Source organism: Snodgrassella alvi (genome assembly GCF_002777855.1).
In the GTDB taxonomy this organism is placed as follows: domain Bacteria; phylum Pseudomonadota; class Gammaproteobacteria; order Burkholderiales; family Neisseriaceae; genus Snodgrassella; species Snodgrassella alvi_E.
The window spans coordinates 65,840-78,926 of record NZ_MEIK01000017.1 but is presented as its reverse complement, the minus strand read 5'-3'; the positions used below and the strand labels follow the sequence as shown (position 1 = coordinate 78,926).

Below are 13,087 nucleotides of genomic sequence, written 5' to 3'. Positions count from 1 at the left end.
CCACCAAATTTTTTAGACAAAATGGTACAGATTGCAGCAGTCAATGTGGTTTTACCATGGTCAACGTGACCAATGGTGCCAACGTTTACGTGCGGTTTGCTCCGCTCGAATTTTTCTTTAGCCATGGCTACTTCCTATCTAAAGATGATTAGGTTTATCAATTTAGGTGGTGCCCATGGACAGAATTGAACTGTCGGCCTCTCCCTTACCAAGGGAGTGCTCTACCCCTGAGCTACATGGGCATTACGGTAGGTATTTACTTAATATGGAGCGGGTGAAGGGAATCGAACCCTCACCGTAAGCTTGGAAGGCTTCTGCTCTACCATTGAGCTACACCCGCATACTTACTTAAAAAAACTACCCCAAGTAAGACTGGAATTTGGTGGAGGGAGAAGGATTCGAACCTTCGAAGCTTTCGCAACAGATTTACAGTCTGCCCCCTTTGGCCGCTCGGGAATCCCTCCAAAAGAGAACGGCATGATAATGTTGATTTGTATCTTCGTCAAGCTTCTTAAGCAATTTTTTTTACTTAAGAGAGTAATTAACTGTTTCAAATACATTTCAGCCTGTGTCGTTTTATTCTTTTTCTGCCATCAGCCGTTGATATTTAACTTCCAGCTCCTCTTCGCTTTCTGGGTGTTCTTCATCAATGATGATGCAATCTACCGGACAAACCTGCTGACATTGTGGTTCATCATAATGACCTACACACTGTGTGCACCGTTCTGGGGTGATCTCATAAATTTCATCGCCCTGATAAATAGCGTTGTTTGGGCACTCAGGCTCGCATACGTCGCAATTAATGCACTCATCTGTTATCAAGAGTGACATGTTTTTCCTTTATCGTTAAATTTTACTCAAAACCGTTGGGCGCGGATTATACCATTATTTTGTCTGTATCCCATTGAGTGCCTGTTAATCAGGGTGCTTCTGGTTTACAGTAAGTTAATAATTCAAAACGACTTATTCCTGATTTACCCTCTCGCAGTATCTGCCACCCAGTTGGCAGCGTTGGTAATGTATCACTTTCAAGATAGATATGTGCTTGAGGTCTCAGATGCGGGACAAGGGCTTGCATAAGGTCTGGCCACTGCTGCCATTGGTAAGGCGGATCGAGAAATATTATGTCAAACTGCCGGCTGTTAGTTGCGAGAAAATTCTGTGCATCTGTACAAATAAGTTCTACCTGATTGAAATTCAATTGTTGAAGGTTATTTTTTATTGCCTGTGCCACCAGACGATTTTTTTCTATCAGCGTAACGGTTTTAGCCCTTCTTGAAGCTGCTTCCAATCCCATTACGCCACTACCGGCAAATAGATCAAGTACTGCCATACCTGTTAAGTCTTGCCCCAGCCAATTAAACAGACGTTCGCGCACGCTATCTGCCGTCGGACGCAGACCTTCGGCGGTCGGAAATGTCAGTTTACGGCCTCGATGGGTACCGCCAATAATACGTACCTGATTGCGATGCTGCTGAAGTATTCTGGCCATGTCAGTTTATTCCAGTAAAAAAAGACTTTCAGGCATGCTGAAAGTCTTAAGTTTTTTATTTATTTTGAGCAGCCTGCTTTATTCTTTGGGTGCGGGAGGTTCTATCTGTTCGGTATAGCCACACTCTTTTTGAGGACAAACTTTTTCGGTTCCGCGCCGTTTGGTGGTTTTAATGGTCAGAATCGGCCAAGCGCATTGCGGACAGGGTTCGTTAATGGGCGGATTCCACACGGCATAGTCACAATCGGGATAAGTATTGCAACTGTAAAACAGTTTGCCATAGCGACTCTTGCGTTCGATCAGGCTGCCTTTATGACACTTCGGACATTCAATTCCGGTATCTTTAGGTTTTTCCAAAGGTTCGATATATTTACATTTGGGATAATTGGCGCAGCCAATGAATTTACCATAACGGCCACGCTTGTATACCAGTTGTCCGTCACATTTGGGACAGCTGCGCCCTTCAACGATGGTAGGTTCTTCTGCAGCTTTGGCTGCCTCTTCAGCAGTTTCATTCACGTTGCGGGTGTAATCGCAATCTGGATAACCGCTACAGGCAATAAAGCGCCCACGTTTGCCAAATTTAATTTGTAGCTGGTGAGCTCCACATTTCGGACAGATTTCATCCAGATTTTCTGCTGTCAGCTCTGCGCGCGGGATGTCTTCCTTGGCTTTAACCTCTTTGTCAAAACCTTTCCAGAACTGTTGCATTACCGGCTTCCATTCTCGCTTGCCGCCGGCAATATCATCCAGCTGATTTTCCAGTCTAGCGGTGAAGTTGTAATCTACATATTGACCGAAATGCTCGGTAAGAAATTTATTGACGACTTCACCGGTATCGGTGGGCAGAAACCGTTTTTGTTCTAGTGTGACGTACTCACGTTCTTTCAGTGTGGAAATAATGCTGGCATAGGTTGAAGGACGGCCAATGCCATACTCTTCCAGTGCTTTTACCAAACTGGCTTCAGAATAACGGGGTGGTGGCTGAGTAAAATGCTGTTCGCCAAATATTTTATCTACCGGTAAATCATCTCCTTCCTGCAATGGAGGCAATTTTTTGGCATTTTCATCATCTTCGCTATCGTCGACACCTTCTTCGTAAACGCTTAAAAAACCAGCAAATGTCTGTATCTGTCCAGTTACTCGAAAAACACCTTTTCCTACAACAATATCGACACTGGTGGTATCGAAACGAGCTGGTGCCATCTGGCAGGCCACTGCACGTTGCCAAATCATCTGATACAGGCGAAACTGATCAGCAGTCAGAAAGGGTTTCACTTCTTCTGGTGTACGGTAAACCGAAGTCGGCCGAATAGCTTCATGTGCTTCCTGAGCATTCTTCGATTTGGTTTTGTAGACCTTTGCTGTAGATGGTAGGTAGTCGCTGCCAATTTTGTTATCAATATAATGGCGTATTTCAACAACGGCATCATCTGACAAGCTGACGGAGTCGGTACGCATATAGGTAATCAGCCCCACTGCACCTTGCCCTACGTCTACACCTTCATACAATTGCTGGGCTGTGCGCATGGTACGATCAGTTGTCATGCCAAGTTTACGCACTGCTTCCTGCTGCATAGTGGAAGTGGTAAATGGCGCAGCTGGATTGCGGCTGCGCTTTTTCTTTTCAACTTTGGAAACATGTGCCGGCTGACCCTGCAGGGCGCTGACAATTTCCTGCTGTTGAGTTTCATCTGGTATATCAAATTGCTCGAGTTTCTGTCCTTGCCAGTGTGTGAGTTTGGCGGTGAATTTGGTACGCGCTTTGTGGCTGTCTAAATGAACTGTCCAATATTCCTGTGCCGTGAAATCACGGATTTCTTGTTCGCGCTCGCAAATCATGCGTAATGCCGGGCTTTGTACGCGGCCAGCAGACAAACCTCGGCGAATTTTTTTCCATAATAAGGGTGACAGATTAAAACCAACCAGATAATCCAGAGCTCGCCGGGTCTGCTGTGCATCCACCAATGTTTGTGACAACTCACGCGGATGAGCAACCGCATCCAATACGGCTTTTTTGGTTACTTCATGGAATACTACCCGCTTTGGGTGTAGGTTTTTGAGGCCACGCTTAGATTTGAGTATTTCCTGTAAATGCCAGGAAATGGCTTCACCCTCTCTATCCGGGTCGGTTGCCAGATAAAGTGCATCAGCTTCTTTTGCTGCTGACACAATCGCATCCAAATGTTTGGCATTACGGCTGACCAGCTGGTATTTCATGGCAAAGTCATTTTCCGGATCGACGGCACCACTTTTAGGTACCAGATCGCGCACGTGTCCATAGGAAGCGAGAATTTCAAAGTCGCTGCCAAGATATTTTTTTAGCGTTTTCGCTTTTGATGGAGATTCAACAATCAACAGGTTTTTTGCCATTCGCTCAGGCTCACATTCGTAATTTAAATATTTGTGATATGTTGGTAGTTTGTTTTATTCTAATAAATACAATCGGACAAAGCAAAAAGCTTTCAGACGTTCTGACTGAAAGCTTTAATGCTGTTTCGCTGTCAGTAATTTACTGCATTATGGCTTCACCATTAAGCGCAGCCATTAATTCATCACCAATAAGTACTGGCAATTCTGACCGATGTGCCCACAAAACCAGTAAGGCCAGTACTTTAGCATGATCTACAGTGATGTCGTCATACGGCAAATTCATTAAAGCATTGAGTACGAATTCACGTTGCTCAGGATTGAGTGCACCATTCTGTTCCAGAAAATGTATTAGACCACGAACATCCAACGGGAGTGCATCCAGCTCTTCTTCATTAAAAATACGGAATCCGGTACTGCTGCGCAAGGTTTCGGCCGGAATCAGGGGTTCGAAACGCAGCTCGTCGAGACAAGTTAAGGCATCCCCTATCTCATCATCATTAAAACCCACCTCCTCCAAAAGCGCTCCTAGATCTTTACGTGGAGGGAAGGCATCAACGTCTTGAAAGTGCTCAATCAAAAACGCTATTACATCAATCATTTGCAATCCTTTCAAGATTTAATGCGTTGATAACAACCACCCGGCAGTGCGGTAATCCAGCCACCTAGCTCCAGTGCCATAAGATTAGCATACACATCTGTAGCAGGGATGCCAAGTGTTGAGACCAGTGTATCTGGATGTACGATACCATAACCTAATCCATCCAGAATTTGTTTTTCCGGCGATGTGAGTTTTGATGCAGCTGTTTTGTCTAATAAGAGATCTTCAGTCTCTTCAACAAGCAGTACGGGTGTATCTGATTGAATAAATTGTGAAGATTGATTGCTATATGAATGCACTTGCGTTTTTTGCAAGAGGAATGGGCACTCATGCAGTATATCATCTAGATTTTCAACCAGTTTTGCACCCTGTTTTATCAATGCATGACAACCTTTGCTTAATGGGTTATCAATCGAACCAGGTATTGCCATAACCTCACGACCCATTTCACCGGCCAATCGCGCAGTAATCAGGGAGCCAGATTCGGTTGCAGCCTCTATCACTAGGGTACCTTGGCTGAGGGCTGCAATCAGGCGATTGCGACGGGGGAAATTACCTGCCAAAGAACGTGTGCCTAGTGGAAATTCTGAAATTATACAGCCATGTTCGGCAATTTCAGCGGCCAATGATTTGTTGCGTGCCGGATACACGCGATCTATTCCTGTGCCCCAGACGGCAACAGTAGTACCTTTGCCAAGTAAAGCACCTTGATGGGCTGCGGTATCTATACCATCAGCCATGCCTGATATCACAGCAATTTCTTTTTGTGCTAATGCCTTGGCAAAATCACGGGCAATACGCATTGCTTGTGGCGTAGCATGTCGGCTGCCAACAATAGCCAACGAAGGCTGTTGCAGATAGTGGATGTTACCACGAATAAATAATAATGGAGGCGGTGTCAAACCTTCAGAAAGCAGTGGTGGATAATCATTTTCAGCCAGCAATAATAAGCGTGCATTTTCATGCTCTTGCTCCCATTGCAGGGCGGCTTCAGCTGCTTTTCTAGCCTCCTCACTGCGCCAGTATTGACCGGCCTGGGAACGAATCAGGAAAGGTTTAATTTCTGCCACATCTGCGGCCAAAGCGATTTGTGCCGAACCAAAATGTTTTAAGATACGTAAAAATGTTTCACTGCCAATATAAGGTGTTAATGCCAGCTCAATCCAAGCATAGCGCTCGAGCTCATTCATTTACATTTTCTTTACAGTTTGTAATTTATCAATTATGACAAAGGATAATTTATATTACAATTGATTATTTAATGGCATTATTTGAATATTATTTCAATAGAATAATATTATTAAAATAAAAATCATAACATTTTAATTTTGTGTTCTATTTTAATATTCAATATTCTTTTCTGTTTTTTGAAAACACGATTTTGTAAATTTTTAGAAAATTATTATTAATTTATATTTATTTTTGTAAATTATTACTGTATATTTAATTTTGCGAATATCAATGTAGGTTGAGACTGATTAACTTTCTGGATTGAAAGTCTTGGGTAATTATATGCCAATATCACTTAAATTTAAGGATTTTCTACATCCGCGTCCAACACCTTCTGGAATCGATGTTAACTGTAAATTAAAACATTTTGCCATTATTACTTATGCAGTTGATGCACACAGATTTGCAGGATTATTTCCCCCTCGTTTCAAACTGGATACTATCTTTATTGATGGTCAGGAAAAAGGTTTGCTTTCAGTTGTGCCATTTATGGACGTGGATTTTACATCAGCAGTTTATCCATTTCCTGTATTCAGCATGGGACAAACCAATTACCGAATTTATATAATTGATACGACAACCGGCGAACGTTGTGTCTGGTTTTTGGGTACGATATTGGATTCGTGGACCATTATGGTACCTCGTCATATATGGAAACTACCATGGCATCCGGGCAAAATGCGTTTTATTTGTGACTTTGACCAGCAATCAGGCTGCTATCGACATTATGAAATGCATACAAAGGCAAAGTGGGCGCCGGCTAGAGTACAATTAAAGCAGCAACCTGAACAACAATTTCATTTTCAAGGTTTTGCTGACAATGAAACGGCACTAGTCTATCTGACTCATCCATTGGCTGGTTTTTACTATCGACGTAATGGTAAATTGGGAACTTATCGAGTTTGGCATGATCGATTGACTGTGAAACCAGCTACACTTGAATCAGCACAATTTGCTTTATTGAGCCGGATGAAACTGGTTCAAGAAGACGAACAACAACAGCCCTATAGTGTATTACTTCAACCTATTAATGAATTTACCATTTATTTGCCACCCACTGCTTTATAAAATAATTGCAAATAGATAATAAAGATAGTTGGGCAAAGGTTGGGATTTCAGTAGTAAATTTAGATTATCAGCTGCTAATTTGTTTATGAATAAATCTGATTATTTTTATTTAACGAAAACGGCCAGATTTAATGGTTAATCCCTGTTGAATTTTCGAAGCCAGACTATAATTGCGTAAGGCATGGGTTAATGCTACTGCTAGGGCATCTGCAGCGTCTGCCTGAGGTGTTCCAGACAGAGACAACATTTGTACCACCATATGCTGTACCTGCTCCTTAGCCGCCTTACCCTGCCCTACGACAGCCTGCTTTACCTGCAGGGCTGTGTATTCGAATACCGGCAACTCACCTAGTGTCAGTGCAGCTATGGCCGCTCCACGTGCCTGACCCAATACCAGTGTAGCCGCAGGATTAACGTTTACAAACACCTGTTCGACTGCGGTCTGTGTGGGCTGATAAGTGGCAATCACTTCGCGTAAATTCTGTACAATAACTCGAATGCGATCGGCAAGTGTTGAGCCCGCGACGGTTTTTATGCAGCCAGAGGCAACATAAATGTGCTGGCGACCGATTACGTCAATTACGCCAAAGCCGGTTACACGGCTGCCAGGGTCGACACCAAGAATACGGATGGTGGATTGCTCGGACTGCTGTATTTGCATGTTTATACTGCTAAATCAAAGTAAATATGCTAAAAATGACAGACAAACGACATAGCCTGTCAATTAATTTTATCTGTTGGATGAGAATAATGTTACCGTATTTTGCCACTATCTATTACTCATTTGCTCTGATTGGCTTCGAACCATTGATTGGCCTGCTGTAATCTTTCTATTGTTCCAACATCCAGCCAATAGCCATTGTGATATTCACCACTAACCAGACCATTTTGCATAGCTTTACGCAATAAAGGAGCCAGTTTTGCTCTGTTATGAACCTGAATGCCCTTAAACAAGGCAGGATGATATACACCTACTCCGCTAAAAGTTAATGCTGAAGTATTTGTCTGACGCTCGGTTATTTTTCCAGATGACAACAGCTGGAAATCTCCTTCTGGATGATGAGACGGATTATCTACTAGCCATAAGTGAGCTAGATTACCAGATTGCTCTAATTCGTTACTGATTTCTATCGCCCCGACAAAATCAATATCTGTTAGTACATCTCCGTTTATCACCAAAAACGGTGTATTGCCGAGCATAGGTAAAGCAGTAGCAATTCCACCTGCTGTCTCTAGCCCTCCTTCTTTTTCAGCAGAATAAGAAATTTCCAGACCATAAGCTTGCCCGTTTTCCAAAGAGTTTTCAATTTGTTCTCCCAACCAAGCATGATTAATCACAATTTCTCGAAAACCTGCCTTCTGTAGGCGGCGCAAATGATGTTCGATTAAGGGTATTCCACCTACTTTTAGTAATGGTTTTGGACAGGTATCTGTCAGTGGACGCATGCGTTCACCGCGTCCTGCGGCAAGAATCATGGCTTTCATGATGGTTAAATTCCTTGATATTTTTGCAGCCTATAATACAACAGGCAAAGCGATCAGCTTTGCCTGAAAATTAAAGATAATAATTGATTAATGAAAACAGACAATCTAAATCAGATTGAGCTCAGTACCACTATTAAAGATTGCTGTGCCTTTTTCACCTTGCTCATATAAATTAATCCGCAGGCGCAAATCATTTGGTGAGTCTGATTGGCGTAAAGCTTCTTCAAAATCAATAACACCATCAACATAAAGCTGAAACAAACACTGATCAAACGTTTGCATACCATCATTACCTGCTTTGCCCATCAGCTCTTTTATCTGCATTAGTTCGCCTTTGTAAATATAGTCCTGAACAGTGGCAGTGTTAATTAACAGGTCAATGACAGCCCGACGGCCTTTACCATCTTTTTTCACAGCCAGCCGCTGGCCGATGATACAAACCAGATTCAGTGCCAAGTCCATCAGCACTTGCTTATGCTGTTCTTCAGGATAGAAATTCAAAATACGCTCAATTGCCTGATTAGCACTACTGGCGTGCAAAGTAAAGAAACACAAGTGACCGGTCTGCGCTAGTTTCAGTGCATAGGCCATGCTCTCATCACTGCGTACTTCCCCTACGCAAACAACATCTGGTGCTTCACGCAATGCACTTTGCATTGCATTGTCCCAGCTCAGAGTATCCACTCCGACTTCACGGTGGGTGATGATACTTTTCTTGGGTTTATGCACGTATTCAATCGGGTCTTCAATGGTGAGAATATGGCCGGCTGAATTGGCATTACGATAATCCAGCATAGCGGCCATGGTGGTGGATTTACCGCTACCAGTAGGACCAGCAAGAATAATCAGCCCGCGTTTTTTCATCACCAGCTCATCCAGCACTGGTGGTAAAAACAGACTCTGGGTGGTGGGGATATCGGTAGTAATCCGACGCAGCACCATACCCACCCTACCTTGTTCATGATAGGCATTAACCCTGAAACGCACACCATTTTTGGCAATAATGGAATAGTTTAAATCCAGTTCTTGCATAAACCGCTGCCGCTGAACGGTTGTCATGGTAGACATGGCAATCTTAGCAGTTTCCTCGCCGGTTAAAGGTTTGGTTGGTGCGGGGGTGATTTTGCCATCGATTTTCCATGATGGTGGAAAACTAGGACTGATAAAAATATCAGCTGCATTCAGACGTACGGCTTCAACAGCCATTTTTTCCAGCACTGGATGAATATGTACTACTTCCCGTTCAAGTGTGACTGGAGCTGGTGTGCTGACGGCTGTAGATGGAGCCGGCACTGCGGTAGAAGAATCTGTCATTGTTTTATTATGTATAGTTGTCTGGCGTGACTCGACAGTAGATGAAACCGATGAGACCGGAATCTGTTCGTTTGCTGGTACAGATTTGGTTTCTGTTGCAGCCTCTGGTGTTGCCTGCATCATTGCTGTGCTTGTTTCTTTATCTGCCGGCCTCGAATCTGGTGTATTTTGTATCGGTATAACCGCTACATTTGCATCTGTTTTTACAGTATTTGCTGACGTTGCTTCTGCCTCGCTGGGAGAAGGGGTAGCTGTTGCTGATGCAGCGGTAGGATGTTGATAGTGGTTAACCATATCTGATAATAAATCAGATAAGCTGGACTCTTTTGAGGCGTCTTTCAGCATATCCATGGCAACACGCTTTCCTGAATAAAAAACTATAAATTACTATCCTGCCAGCTGATCAGGACTGACCGCTTTAGATCGTGCTACATCTAAACTGATACGATTTTCACGCAGCAATTGTTGTAAACACTGGTCTAACGTTTGCATACCAAATTTCTGCCCCGTCTGCAAAGTAGAGTTAATCTGAGCAATTTTGTTCTCACGAATCAGGTTGCGCACTGCCGGAGTACTGATCATGATTTCATGAGCTGCAACACGGCCATTGCCATCCTTAGTTTTCAGTAGAGTCTGAGAAATTACTGCCTGCAGACTTTCAGACAACATAGAACGAACCATTTCTTTTTCACCAGCCGGAAATACGTCCACAATACGGTCTACCGTTTTTGCTGCACCAGTAGTATGCAAAGTACCGAACACAAGGTGACCGGTTTCAGCAGCTGTCAGTGCCAGACCAATTGTTTCAGGATCTCGCATTTCGCCTACCAGAATCACATCAGGGTCTTCGCGCAAAGCTGAACGCAATGCATTAGCAAAGCTGAGTGTATGCTGATGAAGTTCACGCTGGTTTACCAACGATTTTTTACTCTGATGCACAAACTCAATCGGATCTTCAATGGTTAGAATATGGCCGGCATCGTGATTATTGATGTAATCAATCATTGCAGCCAAAGTGGTTGATTTACCGGAGCCGGTAGGTCCGGTTACCAGCACTAGTCCACGTGGCATTTCAGCAATTTTTTGAAAAATTGCCGGCGCTCTGAGCTCTTCCAGCGTCAGTACCTTACTGGGAATGGTACGCATAACTGCAGCAGGGCCGCGCTCGGTGTTAAAGGCATTGACACGAAACCGAGAGACATTGGGAAGTTCGAACGAAAAGTCAGTTTCCAGATTTTGCTGATAATCTTTGCGTTGATAGTCGTTCATAATGGAAGCTATCATTTTACCTACTTCTTCTGCGCTCTGTTCGGGCAGATTAATACGGCGGATATCACCATTAACGCGTATCATAGGAGGAAGACCAGCACTCAGATGCAAGTCGGAAGCTTTGTTTTTAACGCCGAAGGCCAATAAATCGGTTAGCTGCATATTTACTCCGTTATGCTTGCCTGCGATGTGCAGGGACAAATTTCTGCTCTTATTTTAATCAAGTTGCCGAAGCTTTAAAATGAAAATGTTTGTGATGCCGGAAAAATTTTTTCAAAGAAAGCCGGATTGAATTCAAAAAACTGAAAAAAAACTATGTGATATGAAAAATTCAGATTCTCTGATTACACACTGGCGTGAGGTATTGGCTGAAATAGCCAGCATCCGCCAGCAAACTGAAGCTCCACAAAACGTTCAACTGATTGCGGTGAGCAAAACCTTTCCTGTCAGTGATATAGCCACACTGTATCAAGCTGGTCAGCGTGATTTTGGTGAAAATTACATTCAAGAGTTTAGTGATAAAACCAGCATGCTGTCCGAATACGATATTGTCTGGCATATGATCGGACACATTCAATCAAATAAAAGCCGGATTGTGGCAGAACGGGCACAATGGGTGCATACGATTGACCGTGAAAAAATTGCTCGCCGCTTAAATGAACAGCGGCCAGAGCACTTACCACCCTTGAATGTTTGTATTGAAATAAACATTGCTGCTGAAACAAATAAACATGGTATTAGTGCAAATAACACGGAATTATTGAAATTAGCTAGTTTCATCAACACTTTACCGCATCTAAAACTTCGCGGACTGATGTGTGTAGCCAAAGCAAACTCTACCAAAACTGAATTACAGCAGCAGTTCGGTATGATGCAGACTTTATTCCAGCATTTGCATCATTCAGGATTCGCGGTTGATGTATTGTCTATGGGAATGAGTGCCGACATGCATACGGCTATTGCCAGTGGAGCTACTCATGTTCGGATAGGTAGTGCTATTTTTGGTCAACGTCACTATACACAGACAAAATATGATTAGTTAGCATTAACATTGATTACAAGACGGCCGGTAAGCTCTGCTCACCGGCCGTTTTTCTACTAAATTATTGTCAGTTTAATCAAGTACTGCTTCAGGCTATTTTTTCTGCCTTAAACCACTGTGACGGATGAGCAATTTCATCCTGAGCGGCTACAATTTGCAATTCATACTGCCGGCGTTTTAAAGTTTCCTGCATAACCGCATAGACAGCTGAAGTTGTATGTTCAAATGCTTCAAGCAAAGATTTACCGGAAAGAAAATCTGCCAGAAAAATTCCACTTGTCATATCACCAACACCTACAGGTTGCCGTTCGCCAAAATCCACCAGAGGCCGGTGAATATGCCATGCTGCATCCAGCGTGACCAACAGCATTTCAAAGCGGTCGGTTTGATACCCAGCACGACTTAAATGTTTCACTAGCACAGCACGCGGACCTTTTGTACAAAGAGCCCGAGAGGCAGCAACCGCTTCTTCCACATTATGAATGCGTTGCCTGTTGTTCAACTCTTCAAGTTCAAACAGATTAGGCGCAATCATATCGCTCTGTGGCAGGGCTACATCACATAAGAATTCGGCCACACCTCCGGCAACAATACAGCCTTTTTCTGGATGGCCCATAACTGGGTCACAGAAATAAATGGCCTGCGGATTGGCCTGCTTCACTTTGCGGACAATATCAATAATGGCACTGCCTTGCTCGGCAGAACCCATATATCCACTTAATACAGCATCACAGTTTTTCAGTTCATCAATGGCCGCAATACCATCAACCACATCCAGTAAATGCTGAGCCGGCATCACTGTACCCTGCCACTGCCTGTACTGTGTGTGATTAGAAAATTGGACTGTATTTAATGGCCAAACATTAACGCCCAATCGGCGGATAGGAAATACCGTTGCGCTGTTACCCGCATGACCAAATACCACATGAGACTGAATTGAAAGTATATTTTTCATAATATTGCCATTTTACAATTTGATAATCTAAGAATTATCAAATGTGCTAAAAATCTGCTATGTAAGCAGACATATATAAATTTATGCCGATTATACGCAGATTATGCAGGCAGGAATAAATACTTACCTACCACAACACCTTAAATCACAATTTTTCTTTCTAACAACAATACATACCAATTGCCAACATAAAAATTATATTGTTTGCTTAGACCACTTTAATTTGAATATTTAATCAGGTTTTTCTGATAAATGTGCACT

General features: G+C 43.1%; 13 protein-coding genes and 3 tRNA genes. 2 read left to right on the top strand and 14 right to left on the bottom strand.

Features of this window, described 5'->3' with window-relative positions; all coding sequences use genetic code 11:
* The 9 genes from BHC43_RS02995 to dprA all read right to left on the bottom strand — a co-directional run.
* Window positions 1-125, bottom strand: a 125-nt coding sequence (locus tag BHC43_RS02995; RefSeq protein WP_257377974.1) for a GTP-binding protein, incomplete at its 3' end; no start/stop codon positions are given.
* Between the two features lie 42 nt (window positions 126-167).
* A tRNA-Thr gene (locus BHC43_RS02990) sits at window positions 168-242 on the bottom strand.
* 24 nt (window positions 243-266) lie between these two features.
* Window positions 267-340: transfer RNA gene (locus BHC43_RS02985), tRNA-Gly, on the bottom strand.
* A gap of 40 nt (window positions 341-380) precedes the next feature.
* Window positions 381-464, bottom strand: a tRNA-Tyr gene (locus tag BHC43_RS02980).
* A 112-nt stretch (window positions 465-576) separates the two neighbouring features.
* Window positions 577-831, bottom strand: a complete 255-nt coding sequence (locus tag BHC43_RS02975) for a YfhL family 4Fe-4S dicluster ferredoxin (protein WP_100156482.1) — start codon at window positions 829-831, stop codon at window positions 577-579.
* 88 nt (window positions 832-919) lie between these two features.
* Window positions 920-1,492 (bottom strand): 16S rRNA (guanine(966)-N(2))-methyltransferase RsmD, encoded by a 573-nt coding sequence (gene rsmD, locus BHC43_RS02970; RefSeq protein WP_100156481.1) that lies wholly within the window; start codon window positions 1,490-1,492, stop codon window positions 920-922.
* Between the two features lie 78 nt (window positions 1,493-1,570).
* Window positions 1,571-3,865 carry a type I DNA topoisomerase gene (gene topA / locus BHC43_RS02965; protein WP_100156480.1) on the bottom strand — a complete coding sequence of 765 codons (2,295 nt, stop codon included), beginning with the start codon at window positions 3,863-3,865 and terminating at the stop codon, window positions 1,571-1,573.
* Between the two features lie 139 nt (window positions 3,866-4,004).
* Entirely contained in the window at window positions 4,005-4,463 is a 459-nt protein-coding gene (locus tag BHC43_RS02960; protein WP_100140817.1) for a DUF494 family protein, read from the bottom strand.
* 11 nt (window positions 4,464-4,474) lie between these two features.
* Window positions 4,475-5,653 carry a DNA-processing protein DprA gene (gene dprA / locus BHC43_RS02955; RefSeq protein ID WP_100156479.1) on the bottom strand — a complete coding sequence of 393 codons (1,179 nt, stop codon included), beginning with the start codon at window positions 5,651-5,653 and terminating at the stop codon, window positions 4,475-4,477.
* Window positions 5,654-5,975: 322 nt separating this feature from the next.
* Here dprA and BHC43_RS02950 point away from each other — a divergent pair, with 322 nt between their 5' ends.
* Window positions 5,976-6,761 (top strand): DUF2071 domain-containing protein, encoded by a 786-nt coding sequence (locus tag BHC43_RS02950; protein WP_100140819.1) that lies wholly within the window; start codon window positions 5,976-5,978, stop codon window positions 6,759-6,761.
* Window positions 6,762-6,870: 109 nt separating this feature from the next.
* On the opposite strand, the gene ruvC is transcribed toward BHC43_RS02950, so the two are convergent.
* The 4 genes from ruvC to BHC43_RS02930 all read right to left on the bottom strand — a co-directional run bounded on the left by ruvC (window position 6,871) and on the right by BHC43_RS02930 (window position 10,991).
* Entirely contained in the window at window positions 6,871-7,422 is a 552-nt protein-coding gene (ruvC, locus tag BHC43_RS02945) for a crossover junction endodeoxyribonuclease RuvC (RefSeq protein WP_100140820.1), read from the bottom strand.
* Between the two features lie 119 nt (window positions 7,423-7,541).
* Window positions 7,542-8,246, bottom strand: coding sequence for an N-acetylmuramate alpha-1-phosphate uridylyltransferase MurU (murU, locus tag BHC43_RS02940; RefSeq protein ID WP_100156478.1), 705 nt, complete (start codon window positions 8,244-8,246; stop codon window positions 7,542-7,544).
* Between the two features lie 105 nt (window positions 8,247-8,351).
* A complete protein-coding gene (locus tag BHC43_RS02935; RefSeq protein ID WP_373885629.1) occupies window positions 8,352-9,560 on the bottom strand; it encodes a PilT/PilU family type 4a pilus ATPase in 1,209 nt (402 codons plus the stop codon).
* Between the two features lie 387 nt (window positions 9,561-9,947).
* Entirely contained in the window at window positions 9,948-10,991 is a 1,044-nt protein-coding gene (locus BHC43_RS02930; protein ID WP_100140822.1) for a type IV pilus twitching motility protein PilT, read from the bottom strand.
* A 160-nt stretch (window positions 10,992-11,151) separates the two neighbouring features.
* On the opposite strand from BHC43_RS02930, the gene BHC43_RS02925 reads away from it, so the two are divergent.
* On the top strand, window positions 11,152-11,868 hold the full coding sequence (locus BHC43_RS02925; RefSeq protein WP_100156477.1) for a YggS family pyridoxal phosphate-dependent enzyme: 717 nt from the start codon (window positions 11,152-11,154) through the stop codon (window positions 11,866-11,868).
* 91 nt (window positions 11,869-11,959) lie between these two features.
* On the opposite strand, the gene pdxY is transcribed toward BHC43_RS02925, so the two are convergent.
* Window positions 11,960-12,826: a pyridoxal kinase PdxY gene (gene pdxY / locus BHC43_RS02920; RefSeq protein ID WP_100140824.1), complete on the bottom strand. Its 867-nt coding sequence runs from the start codon at window positions 12,824-12,826 to the stop codon at window positions 11,960-11,962.
* Window positions 12,827-13,087: the final 261 nt, after the last annotated feature.

Excerpts from the sequence above, each read along its gene's own strand:
- dprA (WP_100156479.1), bottom strand. The coding sequence starts at position 5,653 with ATGAATGAGCTCGAGCGCTATGCTTGGATTGAGCTGGCATTAACACCT.
- BHC43_RS02950 (WP_100140819.1), top strand. The coding sequence starts at position 5,976 with ATGCCAATATCACTTAAATTTAAGGATTTTCTACATCCGCGTCCAACA.
- murU (WP_100156478.1), bottom strand. The coding sequence starts at position 8,246 with ATGAAAGCCATGATTCTTGCCGCAGGACGCGGTGAACGCATGCGTCCA.
- topA (WP_100156480.1), bottom strand. The coding sequence starts at position 3,865 with ATGGCAAAAAACCTGTTGATTGTTGAATCTCCATCAAAAGCGAAAACG.
- pdxY (WP_100140824.1), bottom strand. The coding sequence starts at position 12,826 with ATGAAAAATATACTTTCAATTCAGTCTCATGTGGTATTTGGTCATGCG.
- BHC43_RS02960 (WP_100140817.1), bottom strand. The coding sequence starts at position 4,463 with ATGATTGATGTAATAGCGTTTTTGATTGAGCACTTTCAAGACGTTGAT.
- BHC43_RS02930 (WP_100140822.1), bottom strand. The coding sequence starts at position 10,991 with ATGCAGCTAACCGATTTATTGGCCTTCGGCGTTAAAAACAAAGCTTCC.
- ruvC (WP_100140820.1), bottom strand. The coding sequence starts at position 7,422 with ATGCAAATACAGCAGTCCGAGCAATCCACCATCCGTATTCTTGGTGTC.
- BHC43_RS02925 (WP_100156477.1), top strand. The coding sequence starts at position 11,152 with ATGAAAAATTCAGATTCTCTGATTACACACTGGCGTGAGGTATTGGCT.
- rsmD (WP_100156481.1), bottom strand. The coding sequence starts at position 1,492 with ATGGCCAGAATACTTCAGCAGCATCGCAATCAGGTACGTATTATTGGC.
- BHC43_RS02935 (WP_373885629.1), bottom strand. The coding sequence starts at position 9,560 with ATGACAGATTCTTCTACCGCAGTGCCGGCTCCATCTACAGCCGTCAGC.
- BHC43_RS02975 (WP_100156482.1), bottom strand. The coding sequence starts at position 831 with ATGTCACTCTTGATAACAGATGAGTGCATTAATTGCGACGTATGCGAG.